The organism is Acinetobacter sp. 40AMC3-4 (assembly GCF_049898185.1).
In the GTDB taxonomy this organism is placed as follows: domain Bacteria; phylum Pseudomonadota; class Gammaproteobacteria; order Pseudomonadales; family Moraxellaceae; genus Acinetobacter.
Genome location: NZ_JAFCXG010000003.1, coordinates 217,056 through 238,825 on the forward strand (window position 1 = coordinate 217,056; position 21,770 = coordinate 238,825).

The 21,770-nt window shown below is 46.0% G+C and carries 20 protein-coding genes and 1 riboswitch; of the genes, 13 read left to right on the top strand and 7 right to left on the bottom strand.

Annotation, left to right across the window (positions count from 1 at the left end; translation table 11 throughout):
* Positions 1 to 48 precede the first annotated feature (48 nt).
* On the bottom strand, positions 49 to 1,389 hold the full coding sequence (locus ACP7BU_RS05920) for a TolC family outer membrane protein (RefSeq protein ID WP_409449741.1): 1,341 nt from the start codon (positions 1,387 to 1,389) through the stop codon (positions 49 to 51).
* Between the two features lie 313 nt (positions 1,390 to 1,702).
* Here ACP7BU_RS05920 and ACP7BU_RS05925 point away from each other — a divergent pair, with 313 nt between their 5' ends.
* The 7 genes from ACP7BU_RS05925 (at position 1,703) to ACP7BU_RS05955 (ending at position 8,437) form a co-directional block, all read left to right on the top strand.
* Entirely contained in the window at positions 1,703 to 2,734 is a 1,032-nt protein-coding gene (locus ACP7BU_RS05925) for a hypothetical protein (protein ID WP_313390888.1), read from the top strand.
* 86 nt (positions 2,735 to 2,820) lie between these two features.
* Positions 2,821 to 2,953: riboswitch (TPP riboswitch) on the top strand.
* Positions 2,954 to 3,041: 88 nt separating this feature from the next.
* Complete coding sequence (thiC, locus tag ACP7BU_RS05930) at positions 3,042 to 4,937, top strand: phosphomethylpyrimidine synthase ThiC (RefSeq protein ID WP_425879337.1); 1,896 nt, start codon at positions 3,042 to 3,044, stop codon at positions 4,935 to 4,937.
* 76 nt (positions 4,938 to 5,013) lie between these two features.
* Positions 5,014 to 5,649: an NUDIX domain-containing protein gene (locus ACP7BU_RS05935; protein ID WP_180180654.1), complete on the top strand. Its 636-nt coding sequence runs from the start codon at positions 5,014 to 5,016 to the stop codon at positions 5,647 to 5,649.
* Positions 5,646 to 6,458 carry a 3',5'-cyclic-AMP phosphodiesterase gene (gene cpdA / locus ACP7BU_RS05940; RefSeq protein ID WP_425879334.1) on the top strand — a complete coding sequence of 271 codons (813 nt, stop codon included), beginning with the start codon at positions 5,646 to 5,648 and terminating at the stop codon, positions 6,456 to 6,458. Before ACP7BU_RS05935 ends, cpdA begins: the two co-directional genes overlap by 4 nt.
* 210 nt (positions 6,459 to 6,668) lie before the next feature.
* The gene (gene dksA / locus ACP7BU_RS05945) at positions 6,669 to 7,196 is read left to right on the top strand and encodes an RNA polymerase-binding protein DksA (protein ID WP_004281072.1); all 528 of its coding nucleotides are present in this window, start codon (positions 6,669 to 6,671) and stop codon (positions 7,194 to 7,196) included.
* Positions 7,197 to 7,198: 2 nt separating this feature from the next.
* Positions 7,199 to 8,119 carry a tRNA glutamyl-Q(34) synthetase GluQRS gene (gluQRS, locus tag ACP7BU_RS05950; protein ID WP_425879332.1) on the top strand — a complete coding sequence of 307 codons (921 nt, stop codon included), beginning with the start codon at positions 7,199 to 7,201 and terminating at the stop codon, positions 8,117 to 8,119.
* 57 nt (positions 8,120 to 8,176) lie between these two features.
* Positions 8,177 to 8,437, top strand: coding sequence for a zinc ribbon domain-containing protein (locus ACP7BU_RS05955; RefSeq protein ID WP_004281070.1), 261 nt, complete (start codon positions 8,177 to 8,179; stop codon positions 8,435 to 8,437).
* Here the strand turns inward: ACP7BU_RS05955 and ftsW are convergent.
* The 5 genes from ftsW to ACP7BU_RS05980 all read right to left on the bottom strand — a co-directional run bounded on the left by ftsW (position 8,426) and on the right by ACP7BU_RS05980 (position 13,575).
* Positions 8,426 to 9,622 carry a putative lipid II flippase FtsW gene (gene ftsW, locus ACP7BU_RS05960; RefSeq protein WP_004281069.1) on the bottom strand — a complete coding sequence of 399 codons (1,197 nt, stop codon included), beginning with the start codon at positions 9,620 to 9,622 and terminating at the stop codon, positions 8,426 to 8,428. The two genes, ACP7BU_RS05955 and ftsW, sit on opposite strands and share 12 nt — an antisense overlap.
* A gap of 20 nt (positions 9,623 to 9,642) precedes the next feature.
* Positions 9,643 to 10,989, bottom strand: a complete 1,347-nt coding sequence (gene murD / locus ACP7BU_RS05965; protein WP_247143100.1) for a UDP-N-acetylmuramoyl-L-alanine--D-glutamate ligase — start codon at positions 10,987 to 10,989, stop codon at positions 9,643 to 9,645.
* A gap of 161 nt (positions 10,990 to 11,150) precedes the next feature.
* Complete coding sequence (locus tag ACP7BU_RS05970; RefSeq protein WP_425879329.1) at positions 11,151 to 11,402, bottom strand: DUF6587 family protein; 252 nt, start codon at positions 11,400 to 11,402, stop codon at positions 11,151 to 11,153.
* A 59-nt stretch (positions 11,403 to 11,461) separates the two neighbouring features.
* Positions 11,462 to 13,318: a ferrous iron transporter B gene (gene feoB, locus ACP7BU_RS05975; protein WP_425879327.1), complete on the bottom strand. Its 1,857-nt coding sequence runs from the start codon at positions 13,316 to 13,318 to the stop codon at positions 11,462 to 11,464.
* A complete protein-coding gene (locus tag ACP7BU_RS05980) occupies positions 13,315 to 13,575 on the bottom strand; it encodes a FeoA family protein (RefSeq protein ID WP_004281065.1) in 261 nt (86 codons plus the stop codon). Before ACP7BU_RS05980 ends, feoB begins: the two co-directional genes overlap by 4 nt.
* 174 nt (positions 13,576 to 13,749) lie before the next feature.
* Here ACP7BU_RS05980 and xerD point away from each other — a divergent pair, with 174 nt between their 5' ends.
* From xerD to thrC, 4 genes are all read left to right on the top strand, one after another.
* Positions 13,750 to 14,667 carry a site-specific tyrosine recombinase XerD gene (xerD, locus tag ACP7BU_RS05985; RefSeq protein ID WP_425879325.1) on the top strand — a complete coding sequence of 306 codons (918 nt, stop codon included), beginning with the start codon at positions 13,750 to 13,752 and terminating at the stop codon, positions 14,665 to 14,667.
* Positions 14,668 to 14,766: 99 nt separating this feature from the next.
* Positions 14,767 to 15,576 (top strand): DsbC family protein, encoded by an 810-nt coding sequence (locus tag ACP7BU_RS05990; protein WP_005101478.1) that lies wholly within the window; start codon positions 14,767 to 14,769, stop codon positions 15,574 to 15,576.
* A gap of 126 nt (positions 15,577 to 15,702) precedes the next feature.
* Positions 15,703 to 17,010: a homoserine dehydrogenase gene (locus ACP7BU_RS05995; protein ID WP_034438395.1), complete on the top strand. Its 1,308-nt coding sequence runs from the start codon at positions 15,703 to 15,705 to the stop codon at positions 17,008 to 17,010.
* A 56-nt stretch (positions 17,011 to 17,066) separates the two neighbouring features.
* Positions 17,067 to 18,206 carry a threonine synthase gene (gene thrC, locus ACP7BU_RS06000; protein WP_425879322.1) on the top strand — a complete coding sequence of 380 codons (1,140 nt, stop codon included), beginning with the start codon at positions 17,067 to 17,069 and terminating at the stop codon, positions 18,204 to 18,206.
* A 58-nt stretch (positions 18,207 to 18,264) separates the two neighbouring features.
* Here the strand turns inward: thrC and ACP7BU_RS06005 are convergent, their stop codons facing one another.
* A complete protein-coding gene (locus tag ACP7BU_RS06005) occupies positions 18,265 to 19,326 on the bottom strand; it encodes a serine hydrolase (protein WP_180037293.1) in 1,062 nt (353 codons plus the stop codon).
* Between the two features lie 219 nt (positions 19,327 to 19,545).
* Here ACP7BU_RS06005 and gacA point away from each other — a divergent pair, with 219 nt between their 5' ends.
* A complete protein-coding gene (gene gacA, locus ACP7BU_RS06010; protein ID WP_004281059.1) occupies positions 19,546 to 20,181 on the top strand; it encodes a response regulator transcription factor GacA in 636 nt (211 codons plus the stop codon).
* 22 nt (positions 20,182 to 20,203) lie between these two features.
* Entirely contained in the window at positions 20,204 to 21,769 is a 1,566-nt protein-coding gene (locus ACP7BU_RS06015; protein ID WP_425879320.1) for a sensor histidine kinase, read from the top strand.
* Position 21,770 lies beyond the last annotated feature (1 nt).

The following is a 21,770-nucleotide window of genomic DNA, read 5'->3' on the forward strand; positions in this document are numbered from 1 at the left end:
ATCATATTAAAGCATATCTATGATGAAAGTTTGATGACAATAGTAGCCTCATAGAGGCTGAGGCGAATCATATTCAATCAGCCAGGCATTCAGCTCTGCCAGTTCCTTTTCGGTTAACTGCCCGACCGAGGCCTGCAATTGCAGCACATGCAACAGATAATCATATTTGGCATTCAAATAATCGGTCTTGGCAGAAAAGGCATTACGCTGTGCCAGCAACACATCGACCATGGTTTTTAAGCCTTCCTGATATTGGGCTCTGGACGCTTGTGAGACAATTTCCGAAGAGTCCATCGCGGCTTTACGTGCATTCAGTTTGGCCTGATCGGTTTCTACCTGCATAAAGGACTGTTTCACATCGGTATTGGCTTTACGGATGGCTGCATCCAGTTGCGCTTCACTTTTTTGCACATTGACACCGGCCTGACGGATACTTTTTTGTGTGCGTCCGCCGCTAAATACATTCCAGTTCACTTCCACCCCAATCTGGTCGAAATCTCCATTGCTGGACATGATCGTGGCTGGACTTTGTTTTAAATAGCCATAGGTTCCGACCGCTTCGACCTGCGGATAGAGCGCAGCCTGCTCGACCCGTTTGGCATCTTCAGAATAGCGCTTTTGCAGACGCGCTTGCAGAATATTCAGATTCTGGCTTTGTGCTAATTCAGTCCAGGACTGCATATCACTTGGAACCGGTTTCTGAAACTGAAAATCGTTGCGTAATACCGCCAGATTTTCCTGATAAGGACCGATTAACTGTGCCAGCTGTTCTTGGGCCAGTACCAGCTGAACTTGAGTCGAAATCCGGTTGGCTTGGGCACTTTGATACTGGGCATTGGCTTCACTGACCTCACTACGCGCCACCAAACCTTCTTTCAGCTTAGCATTCATCATGCGTAACTGTTCAGACAGCGCCTGCTCTTCCTGTAAATAAGCCGTAGTCAAAGACTGCTGCCGCAAGACATTAAAATAGGCTTCGGCCACCTGTAAAATATGCTGCTGTTTTTGCAGACGCAGATTGACTTCACTGAGTTCGACCGAGGTCTTGACCTGCTTATAACCTTGCCAGGCATCCCAGCGAAATAAAGGTTGGCGTGCGGTTAAGGCCACCTGACGGCTGGTTGTACTGGAACTTTGCAACTCACCAAATTCAGCAGGCAAACCTTCAGGCTGTAAGTTGTTGACGGACTGGTTTTTACGGGTCACATTTCCAGACAAAGTCACGGTCGGCAGCAAATTGCCGCTGGCAATCCCCAGATTGAGCTGATCAGCCTGATACTGCAACACATTCGCCTGCCAGTTCGGATCATTTTGCTGGGCGCGCGCATACGCTTCTTTTAAGTCCAAGGCAAAAATCGCCGGACTAATTAATAGCAATAAACCGGCCATGACACTGAGTTTTAATTTCATTTTATAGTGTTCACCCCTAACAGCCATTCAGATTAAAAAATTCTGGCACTTTAAGCTCAGCCATACTAAAGAGATCTCTTGAATTTTTACGTATGATTTTTATTAATTTTTTAATATAAAGATCAGTTTTTATCCATCATTAATTCAATTTTCTGGCTCTAATACCGGCAATGTAACAAAGCAATTCACAATACTAAACATAGTATTTTAGTTTGATCTATACAATATCTCCCAGTAAGGCCGTTATTTTCTGAATTCACCTATATATACAGAGTCCTGAAGCATAGTGTTAATGCCATTCCCATCGATATTCAAAGCCTGTTTGCTTGCTGGTAGCGTGCTGCTTCTTGGGGGCTGCCAACAGCCTTCAGATCCACAGATCCAGGTCGAACAGACTGAGACGAAGCAAACGCAAAGTCCAGTCAGTGACTTTAGCCTCATGTGCCAGAATATTGAAAAAAATATGTCCCAGATTAATGACCAGCGCACGACGTTTGCGCTGGAACAAATTAATCAGGATCTTAAAGTGTGCCTGCCGTTGATGGAATTGGCGGAGCAGAAGCACCTGATGCAACGCTCTACCGAAATGTATCAGCGCTTTTTAAAGGTGGATCGCACCGAGTTCCAGCAACGCGCCTTTGAGCAGTATGCACTGGAAATGGCCCAGCATCCGACCATTCAGCATGCGCATTTTCAACAGCTTACCTCACGTGACCAGTATCTGTTAAAACACAAAGGTCAGGCTTATGTAGAACTGCTGGATCTGGGGGATGGTACTTTACATTATCGCCGTAGTCCGGAATATCTGGCGCGTATTTTTGCCCCTTATTTACCAGCCGCTGAAAAAGCCTTTATTGAAAATCTGGCGGAACAGAATATGGAACCAGTACTGGTGGAAAAACGCCTGCAGATTGAAGCCGCTGATATTGCAGCCCGCAGCCTGCTTTGGGAAGACTATCTCAAGACTTATCCGAATAGCAGTTATAACCGCGATGCCGAATATCTGCTGAAGCAATATACCTATTTTCTGTTTAGAGGTACCGAACAATCACCAGTGTCGGAAGACTATCGCGACCGTTATGCGGTCGATACCAGTCATCTGGAAACTATTATTGGAATGTCGAGTGGTCAGAAATCAACACTATCCACACAGGCACGCTTATTTCTGGAATTTCTGGACATGACTCCAGAACAGCGCCAGCAAGCCTTGCCTGCCGATTATAGAAACCGCTCGGAAGCAGAACAGATTCTGTACTATGCCCAGATCAGTCCGCCCTCACAAAAATACGATAAAGACTGTTTTACCGATGCCATCTGCATCTAGTTCATTTGACAAGGTCTGAATCACTCCTTGCTTAAAGTTGAGAGATTTAAACCTGTTTATTCTGCCTAAACTGAGCTAAGCTTTAGCCTCGCTTGACGGAGCGCGAGTAAATCCTCGCTGAGATCATGTGATTCCTTTTGTCGTTATCAGGAATTGAGCATGAGTACCGTTGAACCTGATCAGGTTAATACCTGCGTAGGAATCAAGCCAGCTAAAAACTCAACCCTTGCTTTATCTGTTCAGGATAAATCTGCCTACGTTTTTGGTCGTGCTTGATTCGTTGATGTCATTCATAAGGATCATAGCCATGAACCAGTTAACGAATCTTTCTTCTGAAACTTCTCTCTCCGCTCATGAACAGGAAGCCCGTGATCTAACACGGATTCTGCCCGCTTCACGTAAAGTCTATCTGCCAGGTTCCCGTCCTGATATTCAGGTACCCATGCGGGAAATTTCCTTAAGTGAAACCCCGACCAGTCTGGGTGGCGAACATAATCCACCTTTGATGGTCTATGACACTTCGGGTGTGTATACCGACCCCAACGTGACGATTGACCTGAACAAAGGTCTGCCGAATGTTCGTGAAAGCTGGATTGAACAGCGCAACGATAGCGAAATTCTGGATCAGCTCAGTTCTGAATTTGGCCGCCAGCGTTTACGCGACATCCGCACAGCCGCGATCCGTTTCGCGCATATTCAAAAACCACGCAAAGCCAAATGCGGCCGCAACATCACCCAGATGCATTATGCCAAGCAAGGCATTATCACACCGGAAATGGAATACATTGCCATTCGTGAAAACCTACGTCAACTGGATGGTGTCGATATGCGCCAGCATCCGGGCCAGAATTTTGATGCAAAAAACCTGACTGAAATTACGCCAGAATTTGTGCGTCAGGAAGTCGCCGCCGGCCGCGCGATTATTCCGGCCAATATCAATCATCCGGAACTGGAACCGATGATTATCGGGCGTAATTTTCTGGTCAAAATCAATGCCAATATCGGTAATTCTGCACTCGGTTCAAGTATCGAAGAAGAAGTCTCGAAAATGACCTGGGCCACGCGCTGGGGTGCAGACACGATCATGGATCTTTCGACTGGCCAAAATATTCATGAAACCCGGGAATGGATTATCCGGAATTCTCCAGTGCCGATCGGAACCGTACCAATCTATCAGGCACTGGAAAAAGTCAATGGTGTGGCCGAAGACCTGACCTGGGAGATCTTTAAAGACACCCTGATTGAACAGGCCGAACAAGGCGTGGACTATTTCACCATTCATGCCGGCGTGCTTTTGAGATATGTACCGCTGACGGCCAACCGTTTGACCGGTATCGTATCGCGTGGCGGTTCGATCATGGCGCAGTGGTGTCTGGCACATCATCAGGAAAATTTCCTATACACCCATTTTGATGACATCTGCGAGATCATGAAAGCCTATGATGTGTCTTTCAGTCTCGGGGATGGTTTGCGTCCCGGCTGTGTGCAGGATGCCAATGACGAAGCGCAATTTGCCGAACTTCGAACTTTGGGCGAACTGACCCACCGCGCCTGGGAACATGATGTTCAGGTGATGATTGAAGGTCCGGGCCATGTCCCGATGCATATGATCAAGGAAAATATGGACCTGCAACTCGAAGTCTGTAAAGAAGCACCCTTTTATACCTTGGGACCATTAACCACCGATATTGCACCGGGTTATGACCATATTACTTCGGCGATCGGCGCAGCAATGATTGGCTGGTACGGTACCGCAATGCTGTGTTATGTGACGCCGAAAGAGCATCTCGGTTTACCCAATAAAAAAGATGTCAAAGACGGCATTATTACCTACAAGATTGCCGCACATGCAGCCGATCTGGCCAAAGGTCATCCGGGTGCGCAAGCGCGGGATAATGCCCTGTCCAAGGCGCGTTTTGAGTTCCGCTGGGAAGACCAGTTTAACTTGAGTCTGGATCCGGACACGGCGCGCAGCATGCATGATGAAACCATGCCGAAAGCCGCGCATAAATCCGCGCACTTTTGTTCCATGTGCGGACCAAAGTTCTGTTCAATGAAGATTAGCCAGAATGTTCGTGATTATGCCAGTCAACAGGCTAATCCTGATCAGCCAGCAAGCTCTCAGGCCGAAATTGAAGCGGGTATGGATCAGATGAAAGCCAGCTTCCACAAATCTGGTCAAAATTTATACCACAAACTATAAAACTGTAAAAAAAACAGTTGTCTTCAAAAAAAACTCAGATAGGATGAAAATAAATCAATTCATTCTATCTGAGCATATGAATATTATTAAACAGGCCTCTTATAATAAAAAAGACTTTAGCGTAGAGGCACGTGAGTTCTTGTACCGGGGATTTATTCAGGTAGAACAAGTCAGCCTGAAACACCGTTTATTTAATCAGGAAAGCTCAACCCCTGTTTTGCAACGTGAGCTGATTCACCGGCCAGAAGCAGCGGGTGTGCTGATGTACAATCATCAACAGCAGAAATTCGGCCTGATTGAACAGTTCCGGATTGGTGGACTGGACGATATCGATTCTCCTTGGCAACTCGAAGTGATTGCTGGCGTTCTGGATGGCAATGAAGCGCCTGAAGCGTGCATCCGCCGCGAGGCACTTGAAGAATCAGGCTGTACCCTGGATGAGCTACAGCACATTTTCAGCTTCTATCCTTCCGCCGGAGCATGTTCCGAATTATTTCATTTATATGTGGCGCAGACCGAATTACCTGAACAGGGTGGTGTTTTTGGCATGCCGGATGAAGGGGAAAATATCCAGCTGCATATTCTGGATTATGCCGATATTCCGTTCTTGCTCACGAATGGTCGCTTAAGAAATGCGCCTGTCATTATGGCCTTGCAATGGTTGCAACAACATATTCATACTGCAGGAATATGTCTAAGGGGAAAGACATGAGTTTTCAGCAGTCAAGCACAAGCACACAGCCGGATTGGACCATTATCCAGATTTCTGATACCCATTTGATGGATCAGGAAGAGCTGGAATTTGCCAGGATGAATCCCGAGCAGAGTTTTCATGAGGTAATGCAGCAGATCCAACAGCGCTTTCCCCAAATGGATGCATTGATTCATACCGGTGATCTGGCACAGGTGCCGGTCGAACAGACTTATCAGCGCTATCTAGAATATATTCAGTCTTTAAACGTGCCGTATTATCAGATTCCAGGTAACCATGACGATTCTCAGGTGTTCCCTTTTCACCAGCATGCGAATCAGGTACATGCCATTCATTTTGGCACCTGGACCATGATCCTGTTAAATAGTGCCGTTCAAGGCAAGATCGATGGCTGGGTGGAACAAGCTCAACTTGATCAATTGGACCAATTATTGCTTGAATTTAAACATCAGCATGTCATTGTGGCTTGCCATCATCATCCTTTTGCGATGAAATCGCACTGGATTGATCAGCACCGGCTGAAAAATGCTGAAGATTTGAAAGATGTACTGGCTCGGCATCAGAATATCAAGTTGGTTCTGTTTGGTCATGTGCATCAGGATTCCTGTAACGAATGGCATGGTATCTACTTTTTATCCACACCATCGACCAGTGTGCAGTTTAAACCTAAAAGCGAAGATTTCGCGTTAGATCAGGCGGCACCGGGTTATCGTGTATTACATTTGCAACAAAATGGTGAGTTTGATACCTATATTGAACGGGTGGCATTGAGCCAGCAAAATATTAATACCGAAATTTCAGGTTATTAACTTTTCAATTTGTTTTTTTTGCATTACTTTATTGCAACCAAAGGAAATGTGATATGCATAGTCCAGACATCAAAGACTATCAATAAGCATAAAAAGTCTATATGATGACGGCCCCCATAGGAGGATAATCTTTCTACAGGGTGGATAAAAAACTGCATATCACCATATTTTTTGCGTAGCAATCATACGCATAGATGAGGAATGCCCTAAATGGCGAATGACAACCAAAATCAAGTCTTAGACAATCAAACTGATGTTGTAGAAGAGAAAGCTGCAAAGCGCGTACGCAAATCTAAGCCTAAAACGACTGACGGTGGTTCTACTGCTAGCTTATTTGGTATTGAACCTTATCAACCTAAAAAAAATGAAGAATACATGTCTGAAGGTCAGCTTCAGCATTTCCGCCAAATCTTGCTGGCTTGGAAAGCTGAGTTGATGTCAGAAGTGGATCGTACCCTGAATACGATGCAAGACGAAAATACTGCTCTTCCAGATGTGAATGACCGTGCGACTCAGGAAGAAGAGTTTGCGATTGAGTTACGTACCCGTGACCGTGAACGTAAACTGATTCGTAAAATCGAACAGTCGATCGAAGCAATCCAGAATGATGACTATGGTTTCTGTGAAACTTGTGGTATCGAGATTGGCTTGCGTCGTTTAGAAGCACGTCCAACGGCTACTTTATGTATTGACTGCAAAACCCTTGCAGAGATCAAAGAGAAGCAAAATAACGGTTAAGTATGTCTGTAAATAATCCTCCCCTAACCCCTCCTTTAAAAAAGGAGGGGGACAACAGGATGGCTTATGTGGGCCGGTTCGCGCCATCGCCAACCGGCCCTTTGCATTTTGGCTCCCTCATTACCGCAGTTGCAAGTTACTGCGATGCCAAAGCCAATCAAGGCACATGGCTGGTTCGGGTTGAAGACACCGATATTCCCCGCATTTATCCCGGCAGCGAAGAGCATATCCTGCGTGCCATGGATGCCTTTCAGCTTGAACCTGATGCCGAAATCATTTTCCAGAAAGACCGTTTAGATATTTACGAAGACGTCATCCAGCAATTACGTCAGCAAGGTCTGGTTTATGCCTGCCAATGCACCCGTAAAATGCTCGGTTCCAACCATATCTATCAGGATACCTGCCGCGACTTGAGTCTGGCTTTTGAGCATCAAGCCATTCGCCTAAAAGTTGAAGATGTTGAAATCTGTTTTGAAGACCGGCTACAAGGTCGGCACTGTTCAGAACTAAAAAAAGATCTGGGTGATTTTGTCTTAAAACGTCGTGATGGCATTATCAATTACCAACTGGCTGTAGTGGTCGATGATTATCTGCAAGGTATGACCCACGTGGTACGTGGAGCTGATCTTTTAGATAATACCGAACGGCAAATCTATCTGGGGCAGTTACTCGGTTATCCGCGTCTAAGCTATATGCATCTGCCGCTGGCAATGAATGATCAGGGGCAAAAACTTTCAAAACAGAATCTGGCCCAAGCACTGGATTTAACTCAGGCACCCCAATTATTAAAACAGGCACTTCAGGCTTTGCATCAGGCTGAAGTTGATTTGGACACTCCCGAACGGATGCTGCAACAGGCGGTAGTACAATGGGACATTGAGCGGATTCCACATACAACTGAGCTACAAGGTCACTATTTATAAAAACAGCTTTTCACTTAAGCTAGACTTCTAGAATGAAAAATTGATAGGAAGAAGAGTATGTTTTTTATTTTTGGCGTCGGCCCTAAAACCAAAACCATTGAGAAAAGCCAGTTTCTGTGTCCGGTCTGCCGTACTCGTTCGGGCTATGAGCTAAAACAGCAGCGTAATTATTTTTCTTTATTTTTTATACCCTTGATTCCACTTTCCAAGCCTAAATCTGCTTTTGTGACCTGTTCCAATTGTGGAACCGCAATGCCGAGCACGGTACTGGACCATGCTCAGCCAGAGCCAGGACGAAACTCCAATCTAGAAGCTTGATTCTTCGCGGCTTGGATTGACCTGACGCGTGGTCGAATCAATTTTCAGAATCAGACTGATCATGACCGCACAGATAATCAGGGATGAACCGCCATAACTAATAAATGGCAAGGTCAAACCCTTGGTCGGCAACATGCCCATATTCATACCGGCATTCACCAGAATCTGTAACAGGAAAATGATACTGATGCCATAAGCCAGATAGCCGGCACGCAAATATTGATGCTGCAAGGCGCGGTGTCCAATGCGGATACAGCAAACCAGCATGGTGAAGGACAAGATCAGGATGGTTGAAATGCCTAAAAAGCCAAATTCTTCACCCAAAATTGCCAGCATGAAATCGGTATGCGCCTCAGGCAAATAAGACATTTTCTGGATACTATGCCCCAAGCCTACCCCTGCCCATTCCCCACGGCCAAAGGCCATAAGGGCATTAGAGAGCTGATAACCGGTGCCTAAGGGATCTTCCCAAGGATTCGAAAAAGACAGCAGACGTTGCAGACGATACGGTTCCAACAGAATCGCGGCAGCAAATGCGCCGACCAAGGTCATAAAAGCCACACCGAACTGAATCCACGGCGCACCCGCCAGAAAGAACACGCCAAGCATGGTTAAGGTAATTACCACGGTTGCACCCAAGTCAGGCTCGAGAATAATCAAACCGACGGTAGCACCCATGATGGCACTTAAACGGACCAGACCCTTGATATTATTCCGTACTTCTTCCGCACGGCGCACCACGTAGTCTGCAGTAAAAATTGCCATCATCACTTTGGCGACTTCCGAAGCCTGTAAGGTAAAGCCTGCGATCCGAATCCAGCGTTTGGAACCATTGACTTCCGTCCCGACAAATAGCACGGCCACCAAAAGTACGATGGTAATAATCCACAAAAAGAAAGTGTTATTAAACCAGACTTTTAAGGGGATTTTATAAGCCAGAAAAGCTGCTACGGCAGCGACAAAAATCGAAATCCCATGTCGGCTAATATAGTGAAACGGATTTTCATGCATACGTTCTGCATAGGGCATCGAGGCCGATGCCACCATGATCGAACCAATGCAGAGCAAAGCCAACACACAGAAAATCAATACATTCCGTGGATTCACTTCAGCAGGTATTCTAGGTATCCACTGCGTATAAAATTGATTTAATTTATTGATCGTAGTTTGAGCAAACCCAGCCATATCACGAATCCTTGTTATTCTTAATTGAGTTCATTCACATACGCAACAAACTTACGACCACGCTCAGGATAACCCGAGAACATATCAAAACTTGCGCATGCAGGAGACAATAGCACGACATCATGTGCCTGGGTGTGCTTTTGGCAGATTTCTACCGCCTGCTGCAGGCTGTCCGCATGGATCAGTTCAGTCGTGCCCGCAATCGCTGCTTCAATGACGGGACGATCTTCACCGATTAATACCGCTACTTTGGCATATTTGCTTAATGATTCACGTAAGGCCTTAAAATCCTGACCCTTACCTTGTCCACCAAGAATAATCGCGACCTTACCGCCCTGGGCTTCAATCGCCATCCCTAGACCATCCAGTGCTGCCAAGGTTGCGCCGATATTGGTACCTTTGGAGTCGTTATAATAGCGTACGCCCTGTACTTCCTTGACGAATTCACAGCGATGTTCCAGACCTTTAAACGTTTTTAAAGTATTCAGCATGCTTTCTAGTGGCAGACCAATTGCTTCTCCCAGCGCCAGACAGGCCAAGGCATTGGCAACATTATGCGTGCCCTGCATATACATCTCGGTACTTTTCAGCAGACGCTCACGACCACGCGCCAGCCAAATACTGCCATCGGTATCCTTGAGAATACCGTACTGGTTCATATCCGGTGCATTCAGTCCGAAACTTTGCATCGGTGTTACGTCTGGTACCAACGGACGGGTCAAAGAGTCATCACGGTTATAGACGACTTTTTTCACACCCTGGAAAATCCGGTGTTTCGCCGTGTGATAACCCATCATATCGCCATGACGATCCAGATGATCTTCACTCATGTTCAACACCACCGCGACTTCAGCCGCCAGATTTGAGGTGGTTTCCAGCTGAAAACTGGACAGCTCAAGTATATACAGCTCAGGATCGTCTTTAGTCAGGTCTAGCGCAGGACGGCCTAAGTTACCACCGACAGCGACTTTTTTACCTGCATCTGCTGCCATTAAACCAATCAAGGTAGTCACGGTACTTTTGGCATTAGAACCGGTAATCGCCACAATAGGCTTATCCGTAGCACGGCGTAAAATCTGGATTTCACTGACCACCGGAATACCCTTGTTAATCGCTGCCTGAATTTCAGGAAGTTTAGGATCAAGCCCCGGGCTGATCACGATTTCTTCTGCAGACAGCAACAGCTCGGCATCAAACTGACCAAAACTGGTCTGAACCTCAGCGGGTATCTGGTCATGTCCGGGCGGGTTAGCTCTAGAATCTGTTACTGCAACGCGGTAGCCCTGACTATGCAAGAAATTGACTGCTGCAACACCTGATATTCCGAGTCCTGCAACGACTTTTAACCCACCACGTTGTATTAACATTTTCGCCCCATATTTTGGTCTATTTTGAAACTGACGAAATGGTAGCACTTTGCTGTTTTGAATGCCTTTTCTGATTGGCTTTTCTGCACATTTTTTTGTGTCCATGCGTAAAAAAACCGTCATGATCATGACGGTTTTTAAAATTCAGCCAGAAAAGGAAATTATTTCCATTTCACCGCTTGTTGGGCTGGCTTTTCTTCTACACTTTTTTCTGAAACCGGACAGGCACAGTTGCCACCACAGCCTGCAGCCATACCCGGTTGCAGCCATTTGGCCAGACGCTTCCAGCCCTTGGCTGCACAGGCATCAGACAGCTTCTGGAAGACTGAGTTAGAGGTGTTCGGAAACACCTTTTTGAATACGACCAGCATGCTCCAAAGCACCAGTGCTGCCACAATTAGAATTTCAATCATCTCAATCTCCCATACATATACAATGCAGCAAACTCAATTGGCCAAGGCCAATCTAAGATTTAGCCCAAATAATATGAAGCAATTTGATAAGTCAGGAATGACATGAAATATGCCAGACCAAACAGGTAAACCGTCATGATACTGACAGTTTTCCAGGAACCTGTTTCACGTTTAACCGTTGCCAGAGTCGCCAGACAATGTGGTGCATAAATAAACCACACCAGCAAAGACAAACCTGTCGCAACTGACCAGCCCAGATCACCTCCACCGCTAATTAGCGCAGCTAGACCTTCAGACATCGCATCTTCATCAACAGCCGACATCGCATAGACTGTACCCAGTGCTGCAACGACCACTTCACGCGCTGCCATCGCCGGAATCAGGGCAATACAGATCTGCCAGTTAAAACCGAGCGGTGCAAAGATCGGCTGCATCAGATGACCGAGCATCCCTGCCAATGAATAATCAATGGCCGGCAAGGTTGCCCCTTCTGGTGGCTGTGGGAAAGTACACAAGAACCACAGTACAATCGATAAGGCGAAGATGATGCCACCGACACGTTTCAAGAAGATTTTGCCGCGATCCAGCAAGCCGATCCAGACGTTTTTTAGGTCTGGAAAACGGTAGCTTGGCAGTTCCATCAGCAGCATGTGCTGTGATTTATCTTTATGGAAGAATTTCAACACAAAAGACACTACCAAAGCACTTACGATGCCTGCCATATACAGACCGAAAAGTACCAGACCTTGCAGATTCAGGAAGCCCCAGACAGTTTGTGCGGGTACAAATGCCGCAATTAGCAAGGCATAAACTGGCAAACGCGCCGAACAGGTCATTAAGGGGGCAACGAAAATCGTGGTTAAACGATCTCGTGGATCACTAATGGTACGCGAAGCCATAATTCCGGGAATGGCACAGGCAAAGCTGGACAATAACGGAATAAAGGCACGTCCTGACAAGCCTGCTTTAAACATCAGCTTATCTAATAGAAAAGCAGCACGCGGTAAATAACCCGATTCTTCCAGTACCAGAATAAAGAAGAACAGAATCAGAATTTGTGGCAGGAACACCACCACGCCACCGGCACCGGCAATAATCCCGTCCACCACCAGGCTATTCAGTAAGGGATGCGAAATATATTCGCCGAGGAACTCACCCAGCCAGCCGAAGAAGGTTTCAATCCCATCCATAAATGGCGCAGCCCAGGCAAATACCGCCTGGAAAATCACGAACATCATCACGGCCAGACTAATTAAGCCCAATACCGGATGCAGAAAAATCTTGTCAAGAAAATCGGTACGTTTATCTTCCTGATCGACGAAATTGACGACGTCATTCAGAATATTTTCCACACGCTGGTGACTATAACCTTTCAGGCCACTGAGTTCGGTCTGTGGTACAGAATACTTGCCTTGATCTAGCGCATTTTTCAGGTTTTCAATGCCTGAACTGCGCACAGCCACCGTTTCTACCACAGGTACGCCCAGTCGCTCAGACAGCTTCTGGGTATTGATCTGCATGCCACGACGGCGTGCTTCATCCATCATGTTCAGCACGACCAGCACTGGACGACCCAGCGCAATCATTTCCAGCACCAGACCCAAATGCAATTTCAGATTGGTGGCATCTACCACACACAAAAATGCATCCTGCTCCTGCTCTTCCGCAATTTTACCTTGTACGACGTTGCGGGTAATTTCTTCATCCGGACTGGTGGCATCCAGACTATAAGTCCCCGGCAAATCCAGTACCCGTACCGCTTTGCCTGAAGCAAGCTGAAACGTACCGACTTTACGTTCAACCGTCACACCCGCATAGTTACCGACTTTTTGGCGAGTTCCGGTTAAATGGTTGAATAATGAAGTTTTACCGCAGTTAGGGTTACCGACAAGGGCAATACGTAATGTATCACTCATGCCGACACCGCCTGTTCAATTTCAATTTTGGCTGCTTCTGATTTACGCAAAGCAAAACGTGTGAATCCAACTTGAATCAAAATGGGATCTCCACCAAAAATACCTTTAGTAATGACCTGTACCTTTGTACCCGGTACAAAGCCTAAAGTTTCCAAACGACTCGCGACGACATCGTGTAGAGCACTTTCACCATCAGTTGTTCGACTCACTTTTCGAATGATGGCAATTTGTTTTGCTTTTAAATCAGACAAACGCACCGTGAAATTCCTAAACTATTTTGTACAGTATACAAACAAATGAGAATAATTAACAAATAAGATTAATTACATTTCGATTTAGCCTTATACCACATCGACACTGTCATAAAATTACACTACAGTGGAGAATACCAATCCCGATTATCGCTTTTTCAGATCAGATCCTTTCACCCTATGCTGAATAAAAAACCCCGTATTCCTGCCCCTGTCCAGATTCCTGATGCGTTCAGTTATTTACAGGGTTTTCGTGATTATCTGATTGCACAAACGGTCAGCCCGCATACCCGCAATGCCTATTTGTCCGATCTGGTGCAATGTGCAGAATGCGTGAGCAAGCCTCTGCCGGAATGGAATCATGATGATATTTCCGATGTACTGATTGCGCTGACCAAACAGCAAAAAAGCCCACGTTCGATTGCCCGCTGCCTGTCTGCCTTGCGTTCATTTTATAAATTTTTACGCGAGCAAAAACTGCGTAGTGACAATCCGGTGGCTGCACATAAAACCCCAAAACTGGGTCGGGCCTTACCTAAAGATTTGTCTGAAGCTGATGTTGAGGCCTTGATTCATGCTCCCGATATCAACACGGCCTTAGGGCTGCGCGATCGCGCCATGTTTGAAGTGCTGTATGCCTGCGGACTCCGGGTGACCGAACTGATTAACTTGCGGCTGGAACTGATCAACTTAAAACAGGGCTATTTACGTATTGTGGGTAAAGGTAATAAAGAACGCCTGGTTCCGATGGGAAAAATGGCCTGTGAATGGGTGGGAAAATATCTGAATGAAGCCCGTCCGCAACTGTATAGGACTTCGACCGATTATCTGTTTCTGACCCAGCATGGCGGTATCATGAGCCGGCAGAATTTCTGGTATGCCATTAAGCGTTATGCGCTGCAGGCCGGAATCCAGTCCGAACTGTCACCGCATACCTTGCGCCATGCCTTTGCGACGCATTTACTCAATCATGGCGCAGACTTACGCGTGGTACAGATGCTGCTCGGGCATAGTGATCTGTCTACCACCCAGATTTATACCCATGTAGCACAAGTACGGATGCAACAGCTACACGCGACCCATCATCCACGAGCTTAAAACATATCCGGATGGAATAAACTGAGAAGTTTGACGTGTGGGTATTTTTTTTTGTTATGCTAATGCTCTGTTTTTAATCCAAGAAGAAAAGGGTTTTTTATGACATTTGCCCGCTCAAAAATTTTTATGGCTTGCACACTTGCTGCTGGTTTGGGTCTGACTGCGTGTTCCAATTCCACTAACAACGATAAAAAGCAAGAGTTGACTGCAAGCGCACCGGCGACGGGCGAAGCCTCTACCCTAACCGAACGTAATGCAGAACAGCGTCTGGCGTCTACGTTGGAAAAGCATTTCAAAACTGCTGGCATCAGTGCCAAAATTACCGACATTAAAGCCACTGAAGTTCCAAACCTGTACTGGGTGAGTCTGGAAGGCATGTCTGCGGTCTATGTCACCAGTGACGGTAAATACCTGATTCAGGGCGATGTGATCCGTCTCGGCGACAAACAGCTACACAATGTCAGCGAAAACCTGCAGGCAGGCATCAACAATAAACTCTTTGCTGAACTCAAGCCAGCCGACTTGCTGGTCTATCCAGCCAAAGGCAAAGCCAAGCATGTGGTCTATGTGTTTACCGATGTCAGCTGTCCGTATTGCCATAAATTCCATGAGCAAATGGATGAGATGAATGCCAAAGGCATTGAAGTGCGTTATATCGCCTGGCCGCGTGGTGAACAGCATATGCCGGCCATGGAAGCGATCTGGTGCAGTGCTGACCGCCGTAGTGCCTTTGACCAGGCGATTTCAGGCGCACAGATTAGTGCAGAGAAGTGTGAAAATCCTGTTCAAGATCAATATCAAATGGGTCTGAATATGGGTGTGAATGGTACCCCTGCCATTTATAATTCAGCAGGTACTTATCTGGGCGGTTACCTGTCTACATCGGAATTATTGAATCGGCTTAAATAACTCATTTTAATAAGTTATTTAACTTTATTTTATAGATAAAGATATTCTGAAATGACCCTAGAGTCAGGCGGGTTTTTTAGCTATGATCTAGGCTCTCGTAAAAAACTGTTTAATTTGGAGTGTGACGTGAAACCAGTTCGTCTGGCAATCCTCGGTCTTGGTACTGTAGGTGGTGGTGCCTTGAAACTATTAAAAGAAAATGCTGCTGAGATCAAACGTCGCACCGGTCGTGAAATTGAAATTACCCATGTAGGCACCCGTCGTCCACGTCCTGATCTGGATCTGCCAGAATCGGTCAAACAGAGTGCCGACTTGATGGACATCGTACGTCAACCTGATGTAGACGTCGTGGTAGAAGTGATGGGCGGGATTCATCCTGCTTTTGAAATTATTATGGAAGCCATGAAACATGGCAAACATATTGTAACGGCCAACAAAGCACTCTTGGCTGAACACGGCAACGAACTGTTTAAAGCGGCTGAAGACAATGCCGTACAGATTGCCTATGAAGCCGCAGTGGCTGGTGGCATTCCGATTATTAAAGTGATTCGTGAAGGTCTGGCAGCCAACAAGATTGAATGGCTGGCCGGTATTATTAACGGCACGGGTAACTTCATTCTTAGTGAAATGCGTGAAAAAGGCCGCGCTTTTGAAGATGTGCTAAAAGAAGCTCAAGAACTCGGTTATGCCGAAGCCGATCCGACCTTTGATGTGGAAGGAATTGATGCAGCTCACAAGCTAACGATTCTGGCCTCATGTGCCTTTGGTATTCCACTACAGTTTGACAAAGTCTTTACTGAAGGCATTGGCAAAGTCACTGCACAAGATGTGAAATATGCAGAAGACCTCGGTTTCCGGATTAAACACTTGGGTATTGCACGCCGTACCGATGCCGGGATTGAACTCCGTGTACACCCGACCCTGATTCCAGATGACCAGCTGATTGCCAATGTGAATGGTGTGAAAAATGCGGTTCTGGTACAAGCCAATGCGGTCGGCCCAACACTGTACTATGGTGCGGGTGCGGGTGCGGGACCAACGGCTTCTGCGGTTGTTGCCGATGTGGTTGATATTGTCCGTGACATCATTTACACAGAAGACGGCGCAGGCACCATTCCACAACTGGCTTTTGAAGCGCTCAGTGATTTACCGATCTTGAGTCGCGAACAAATGACCACCGGCTATTACATCCGTATTAATGCCGAAGATCAGATGGGCGTGCTTGCCGATGTGACCACGATTCTCAGTCGTGCCGGCATCAGTATTGATGCGATCATGCAGCAACCGCGTTTATCCAAAGACCTTATTCCTATCGTGATTCTGACTGATCCAGTCAAGGAATCAAAAATGGATGCAGCGCTTTCACAAATTCAAGCATTACCCGTCATTCATGGCGAAATTGTACGAATTCGTTTAGAATCGCTTGATAATTAATCGGGTTGAGGGGAGGCTTCCCCTTGCCAAGCTCTACACACAATTGGAACATCATCATGTCGAATGCCAATCGTTATACTGGTTTAGTTGACCGCTATCGCGACCGTTTACCAGTGTCTGCAACTACTCGTGCGATCTCTTTGGGTGAAGGTAATACTCCACTGATCAAGCTTGAGAATATTCCACGCATTATTGGTAAAGATGTTGAAATTTATGTGAAGTACGAGGGCTTAAACCCGACTGGTTCATTTAAAGACCGCGGTATGACTATGGCGGTGACCAAAGCCGTTGAAGAAGGCTCTAAAGCCATCATCTGCGCATCTACTGGTAACACCTCTGCAGCAGCGGCTGCATACGCTGCGCGTGCCGGCATTAAAGCATTCGTGCTCATCCCTGAAGGCAAAATTGCCATGGGTAAAATGGCACAAGCGATGATGTATGGTGCGATCACCATGCAAATTCGCGGTAACTTCGATGACGGTATGCGTCTAGTTAAGGAAGTTGCCGATCAGGCTCCGGTGACGATTGTAAATTCAATCAACCCGTACCGCCTGCAAGGTCAAAAAACCATTGCTTATGAAATTGTTGAAGCTTTAGGTCGTGCACCGGATTATCACTGCCTGCCTGTAGGTAACGCGGGTAACATCACTGCACACTGGATGGGTTATACCGAAGCGGTGGCTAACCAGTCGAAAGAAGAATTTGAGCAAGTCGTTTACGATGCTGAAACTGATGCTTTCACTGGTCCTAAACCGGCTGGCTTGCCAATCATGGCAGGTTACCAAGCCTCTGGTGCTGCACCGTTCCTTCGTGGCGGTCCAGTAGAAAATCCGGAAACTATTGCAACTGCGATTCGTATCGGCAATCCGCAAAGCTTCAATCATGCTAAAGCGGTTGTTCGTGATTCAAACGGCTGGTTTGATGAACTGACTGATGCGGAGATTCTTGAAGCTCAACGTCTGCTTTCTATGTATGAAGGTGTATTCGTAGAGCCTGCGTCTGCTGCGTCTGTCGGCGGCGCGATCCGTGACATTAAAGCGGGTAAAATTGCTGAAGGTTCAGTGATCGTATGTACCGTAACGGGTAACGGTCTGAAAGATCCAGACACTGCTATCAAGCAATGTGCTGATGCTGTGATGCTGTCGATTGATGCGACCATGACTCAAGTTAAAGACTCTATTCTGTCGAATATGTAATTTCGGCCAGAATTAAAAAAACCCTGCAAGTGCAGGGTTTTTTTTATGAACCAATCAATTAGATTCGTTTAGGTTGCTGGCTAACCCAACTCATTAAACGGGTCGCATCATTGGTACGCGCCTGTGAGCTGTTTGCACCTAAAAGTACCACTGCCACAGGACGGTTATTCAGAGTGGTGTGCATCACCACACAGCGCCCTGCTTCATTAATAAAACCGGTTTTAGAAATATTGATATTCCATCCGCCATTACGTACCAAGGCATTGGTATTATTCGATTTCAATACACGATAACCCAAGTTAAAGTCATAGCTTGGCGTGGTCGAGAACTGACGAATCAGGCCGTATTGAGAGGCCGTATTTACCAAGATTCCCAAGTCACGAGCTGATGCCACGTTGCCCGGATGCAAACCTGTCGACTCCATGAAGTGGGTAGAATTCATACCCAGCTCTTTGGCTTTGGCATTCATTTTGGCAATAAATGCTGATCGACCACCCGGATAGGTTCGTGCCAAAGCGGCAGCAGCCGGGTTCTCGGACTTCATCAGAGCAAATAATAAAGCTTCAGCACGGTTCATGCTGTCTCCTGCTCTTAGCGTCGAGCTTGAGCTTTTACAACCTGAACAGGAAAAATCAGCCTGTTGCAGGGTGATTTTTTCCGACATATTCAGACGTGCATCAGAAATCACCACCGCTGTCATCAGCTTAGTAATCGATGCAATCGGATAGGCAGTATTGGTATTTTTGCTAAACAGCACTTCACCGGTTTGTGCATCCATGACCAGTGCAGCCCGTGCATTGACAGAAGGTTGATTACTAAAATGATTCGTATCAATAATCTGTGGCGCAGTATAAGCAGGTTTGGCTGCTGTTGGCGCTGCTGTGCCGGCCTGACGCAAAGTGGTAGTCACTGTGGCTGAACCGGGTGGCGAAGGCTCATTGGCAGAGGCATTAAAATCATCGCTCATTAACTGGTTAACTTCTTCAGAAGACCAACTAATGCTGGAACCGCCCTCTGCCGTGCCAGAATTCATAATGATTTCAGCAAAACTTGTCGTGCTCATGCTGATTAACACGGACAGGCCGAGTAGATGCCTTAAAGACTTGTTTATTTTCTTCACTATTCCTTCACTCAACTAACAGAGGTAAGATTGATTTGCGTATTACCTCTAATATGCCTTACATTTAAACACAATGCCGAACATTTTTTGTTCTTGACACTGTGTGATAAGTTTCAGATTTAATCTTGCGAATAGGATTGCTAATTTTGTACTTTCATTGCAAGCTTATTTTGCTTTATGTAACAAAAAAATGATTTTTTTAACAGAGGGAGAGCGTAGGTGATCACAGTTTTAGTTGTGGACGACCATGAATTAGTTCGTACTGGAATTTGCAGAATGCTAGAAGACCATGCGGAGGTTCAGGTAATTGGACAAGCTGAATCTGGTGAAGAAGCGATCTCTCTAGTTCGTCAACATCATCCTGATGTAGTTTTGTTAGATGTGAATATGCCGGGCATTGGTGGCGTAGAAACCACGCGCCGTCTACTTCAGAGTGCGCCGGAAACCAAAGTTTTGGCGGTTAGCGGTTTAGCAGAAGAGCCTTATCCGTCCCTGTTATTGAAAGCCGGTGCCAAAGGTTATATCACCAAAGGGGCCCCGATTTCGGAAATGGTCCGTGCGATTAACAAAGTCATGCAAGGCGGCAAATATTTCAGTGCAGACATTGCGGAACAGTTAGCAAGCTCTTACCTTTCTGATACACAACAATCGCCTTTTGATGCATTGTCAGAACGTGAAATGCAAGTCGCGATGATGGTCGTGAATTGTATCAGCGCCCAGGAAATTGCCGACAAGCTCTTTGTGAGTGTTAAAACCGTGAATACTTATCGTTACCGTATTTTTGAAAAACTGAATATCGATAGCGATGTTAAACTGACTCATCTGGCCATGCGCTATGGACTCATTAAACCTTAGCTTTTAACGAGTTCCGGTGCATATGGCACAACAAAAAAACTATGCTGAACTGAATCAATACCATCTCGGTATCTGGTACAGCGCTTATCGTCTGCTGATCAGCACCGGTTTGTTGCTGATTTTTCTGCTGACCTACCCCGAACTCACCACCGATTATCAATACCCGCAGCTGTATTATTATGCACTGGGAATCGGGGTTGCGATCAATACCGTACAGCTGTTTGTGCTGAAATGGATCAGACGCCTGATCCAGCCGCAGCTGATTATGATTTTCTTTAGCGATGTCTGCGTTTTAAGTTTGCTGACTTTGGCGAGCGACGGTCCTAATCTGCAAATTGGGCTGCTGTTTGTGATTACCATCTTTTCTGCATCTTTATTATTAGATGCAAAAAAGGCCTTAGTTGTCACCCTTATTGCGGTCATCAGCGTTATTTATCAGCATTTTATCGGCAGTATTTTTGCATTTTCATCACTCAGTAATATCAGTAATAGCGCCCTGCTGGCCTTTTTGTTTTTTGTGGTTTATGGCACTGGGCAGATCGCCGTGCGGCGTTTTCAGATTCTAGAAAATTTGAACTTCTCTCAATCACTGGAACTGCATCGCTTACAGAATATTAACCGCTATATTCTGGAACAGATTGAAACCGGTTATCTGGTACTGGATGAAAACTACCATGTGGTACTCAGTAATCCCGCTGCCTGTAATCTTTTGGGAATTGAGTCCAAATACGGTCATGAGAAATTCACCTTATCTCAGTCACAGCCAGATTTATTTGAACTGATCCATTTTGAAACCCTGGAAAATGGTGAGCGCTTTCAGTTTGAATCCCAGCAAAGTCGCTATAATATTCATGTGCAGGTACAAAAGCTGATTGTGCCGCATCAGACTCTAATGCTACTGGTGTTACAGGATGCCAAAAAATTAAATCAGCAGGTGCAGCAACTCAAACTTGCTGCTCTGGGTCAGCTATCAGCCAGTATTGCTCATGAAATTCGTAATCCATTGGCGGCCATTGTACAGGCCAATGATTTATATCTGGACTCGGAAACTGAACAGCAACAGCTACTCCAGCAGATGATTGGTCGACAGGCGACCCGGATTGACCGAATTATTCAGGACACGCTAAATATGGTCAAAAATAAAGAAACCCATCCGGTGCCGATTCATCTCAATGAATTTATCCCGTTATTTATCCAGGAAGATTTGGCCGATATTCGCGATCAGATTCAATTTAATATTGATATCCCTTTGGTGATTCAGTTTGATGAAGCACAGTTCCGGCAAATCCTGATTAATCTGATTCGTAATGCGATTCGTCACAATTCAGCCGATGCTGCTTATATTCAGCTGAATGTGCATCCCTATGAACATCGGGTCTGGATTGACGTACGGGATTTTGGCTCTGGCGTAGCCGTACATGACCAAGCTCTATTGTTTAAACCCTTTTTTAGCACATCGATTAGTGGTACCGGATTAGGATTGTATTTATCACATAGTTTTTGCGAAGCAAATCAGGCACAATTAAACTATATACAACAAGAACAGGGCGCATGCTTTCGCATCAGCTGTCAACGTATTACGCTTTAAA

What these genes read in the sequence shown, in the direction of transcription:
- ACP7BU_RS05920 (WP_409449741.1), bottom strand. Translation starts at nt 1,389, where the DNA reads ATGGCCGGTTTATTGCTATTAATTAGTCCGGCGATTTTTGCCTTGGAC.
- ACP7BU_RS05925 (WP_313390888.1), top strand. Translation starts at nt 1,703, where the DNA reads ATGCCATTCCCATCGATATTCAAAGCCTGTTTGCTTGCTGGTAGCGTG.
- thiC (WP_425879337.1), top strand. Translation starts at nt 3,042, where the DNA reads ATGAACCAGTTAACGAATCTTTCTTCTGAAACTTCTCTCTCCGCTCAT.
- ACP7BU_RS05935 (WP_180180654.1), top strand. Translation starts at nt 5,014, where the DNA reads ATGAATATTATTAAACAGGCCTCTTATAATAAAAAAGACTTTAGCGTA.
- cpdA (WP_425879334.1), top strand. Translation starts at nt 5,646, where the DNA reads ATGAGTTTTCAGCAGTCAAGCACAAGCACACAGCCGGATTGGACCATT.
- dksA (WP_004281072.1), top strand. Translation starts at nt 6,669, where the DNA reads ATGGCGAATGACAACCAAAATCAAGTCTTAGACAATCAAACTGATGTT.
- gluQRS (WP_425879332.1), top strand. Translation starts at nt 7,199, where the DNA reads ATGTCTGTAAATAATCCTCCCCTAACCCCTCCTTTAAAAAAGGAGGGG.
- ACP7BU_RS05955 (WP_004281070.1), top strand. Translation starts at nt 8,177, where the DNA reads ATGTTTTTTATTTTTGGCGTCGGCCCTAAAACCAAAACCATTGAGAAA.
- ftsW (WP_004281069.1), bottom strand. Translation starts at nt 9,622, where the DNA reads ATGGCTGGGTTTGCTCAAACTACGATCAATAAATTAAATCAATTTTAT.
- murD (WP_247143100.1), bottom strand. Translation starts at nt 10,989, where the DNA reads ATGTTAATACAACGTGGTGGGTTAAAAGTCGTTGCAGGACTCGGAATA.
- ACP7BU_RS05970 (WP_425879329.1), bottom strand. Translation starts at nt 11,402, where the DNA reads ATGATTGAAATTCTAATTGTGGCAGCACTGGTGCTTTGGAGCATGCTG.
- feoB (WP_425879327.1), bottom strand. Translation starts at nt 13,318, where the DNA reads ATGAGTGATACATTACGTATTGCCCTTGTCGGTAACCCTAACTGCGGT.
- xerD (WP_425879325.1), top strand. Translation starts at nt 13,750, where the DNA reads ATGCTGAATAAAAAACCCCGTATTCCTGCCCCTGTCCAGATTCCTGAT.
- ACP7BU_RS05990 (WP_005101478.1), top strand. Translation starts at nt 14,767, where the DNA reads ATGACATTTGCCCGCTCAAAAATTTTTATGGCTTGCACACTTGCTGCT.
- thrC (WP_425879322.1), top strand. Translation starts at nt 17,067, where the DNA reads ATGTCGAATGCCAATCGTTATACTGGTTTAGTTGACCGCTATCGCGAC.
- ACP7BU_RS06015 (WP_425879320.1), top strand. Translation starts at nt 20,204, where the DNA reads ATGGCACAACAAAAAAACTATGCTGAACTGAATCAATACCATCTCGGT.